The sequence below is a fragment of the Burkholderia sp. AW49-1 genome, assembly GCF_053427845.1.
Genome location: NZ_JBSAXF010000069.1, coordinates 1 through 2,033, shown reverse-complemented (window position 1 = coordinate 2,033; position 2,033 = coordinate 1). Strand labels below are relative to the sequence as shown.

Genomic DNA, 2,033 nt, shown 5'->3' with positions numbered 1-2,033 from the left:
GTGTCGAACGTGGGCGGTTCGATCGCGAGCAACGGGCGCGTCGTCGCGCAAACCGGCGCGCTGAACAATACGTCAGGCTCGATCAATGCGCAGGCCGGATTGACGGCAACCGTCGCCGGCACGCTGAACAACGCGAGCGGCAAGCTGTTGTCGAACACGGATGTGAGCGTCTCCAGCGGCACGCTGGCGAACGATGGCGGTCAGGTCGGCGCCAGCACGAACGCGACGATCCACACAGGCTCGATGACGAACCAGGGCGGCTCGATCGTTGCACCGAACCTGTCGGTCACAGCCGATTCGACGCTCGACAACAGCGGCGGCAAGCTCGAGGCCAATCAGCTTGCGCTGACGGCCGCCAACCTCGTGAACCATGGCGGCACGATCACGCAATACGGCTCGTCGGCGATGGGCATCAACGTCAGCGGCACGCTCGATAACTCGGCGGCCGGCGTGATCCAGACCAACAGTACGGACCTGACGCTTGACCCGGCCGAGCTGAATAACTCCGGCGGCACCATCACGCATGCCGGCACGGGCACGCTGACGATCGCACCAGGAAATGGAGCCAGTGCGCTGAACAACGCGTCTGGCACCATCGTGACGAAGGGACAAGCCATCGTCAACGCGGCTTCCTGGAACAACGCGAGCGGCATCCTCGCCGCGCAGCGCGGCATCAATGCGACCATCGCCGGCGACGTGAACAACGCGCAGGGTTTGCTGCGATCGGACGCGTCGTTGTCGTTGAAGAACGGCGGCGCGCTGTCAAACCGAAGCGGTCACATCCAGGCCGGGCAATCGGCAGCGGGCGACACCAGTACGCTCGACATTGAATCGGCTTCGATCGACAACGCGGACGGCGCCATTGTCGATCTCGGTGCGGGCAAGATGTCGGTGCAAGGCGGCAGCCAGATCACAAACAGTCATGCCGGTGGTGTATCGGGCATGGGCGCGATTACAGGTAACGGCGACGTGACGGTCAGCGCAGCGTCGATCAGCAACACGCAAGGCGGTCAACTCAGCGGCGCGTCGCTGCATGTTCAAGGCGGCGCCTTGGACAACAGCGGCGGCACGATCGGCAACGTCACGAATTCGAACGGCGACGTGAACGTCACGACGACCGGCGCGATCACGAACACCAACGGCCAGATCAGCTCGACGCACGACCTGTCGATCGCGGCGGCCACGCTGCAAGGCGGCGGCACATACAGCGCGACGCATGACGCCAACGTGAGCCTTCAAGGCGACTATACGGCGACGGCCGACACGCAGTTCAATGTAGGCCACGACCTCGCCTTCACGTTGCCCGGCACCTTCACGAACAACGCGAACCTGCAATCGGTCAACAACCTGAGCGTCAACGCGGGCAACATCGTCAACGCGGGCGCCTTGACGGCCGGCGGGCTGCTGCACACGCAATCGACCAACCTGACGAACACGGGCGCACTCGTGGGCGCGAGCGCTTCGCTCAACGCGACGAATACGATCTCGAACCTCGGGTCGACCGCGCTGATCGGTGCATCCGACAGCAACGGCACGCTGGAGATCCTCGCGCACGACATCGAGAACCGCGACGACACGACCGCCACTGATTCTATGGCGACGACAGCCATCTTCGGCATGGGCAAGGTGGTCCTGGCGGGCGGCAAGGACGCGAGCGGCAACTACACGAACGCAGCGCTGGTCAATAACGTGTCGGCCCTGATCCAGTCCAGCGGCGACATGGAACTGCACGCCGACAAGGTGACGAGCACGCGCCGCGTGATGAAGACTTCGACCGGCTCGATCGATCCGTCGCTGCTCGGCCAGTTCGGCATCCCGATCAGCGGCCGTACGGGCCAGGTTGGCGTGAAGGATCCGGACAGCATCGGCGGCGTCTACACCGAGCCGCCTCATGGCGGCCAGTGGAACAGCACGTATCAGTACACGACCTATTATGCGGACAGCGCGACGGCGACGACCGTGACGGACCTCAGCCCGGCCGCGCAAATCGTGTCGGGCGGCAAGATCGATGCGTCGTCGGTCGGCACGCTGCA

At 64.4% G+C, this 2,033-nt stretch carries 1 protein-coding gene; it reads left to right on the top strand.

The features are described from left to right. Positions 1-2,033, top strand: a 2,033-nt coding sequence (locus tag ACV22W_RS33395; RefSeq protein ID WP_448023799.1) for a beta strand repeat-containing protein, incomplete at both ends; no start/stop codon positions are given.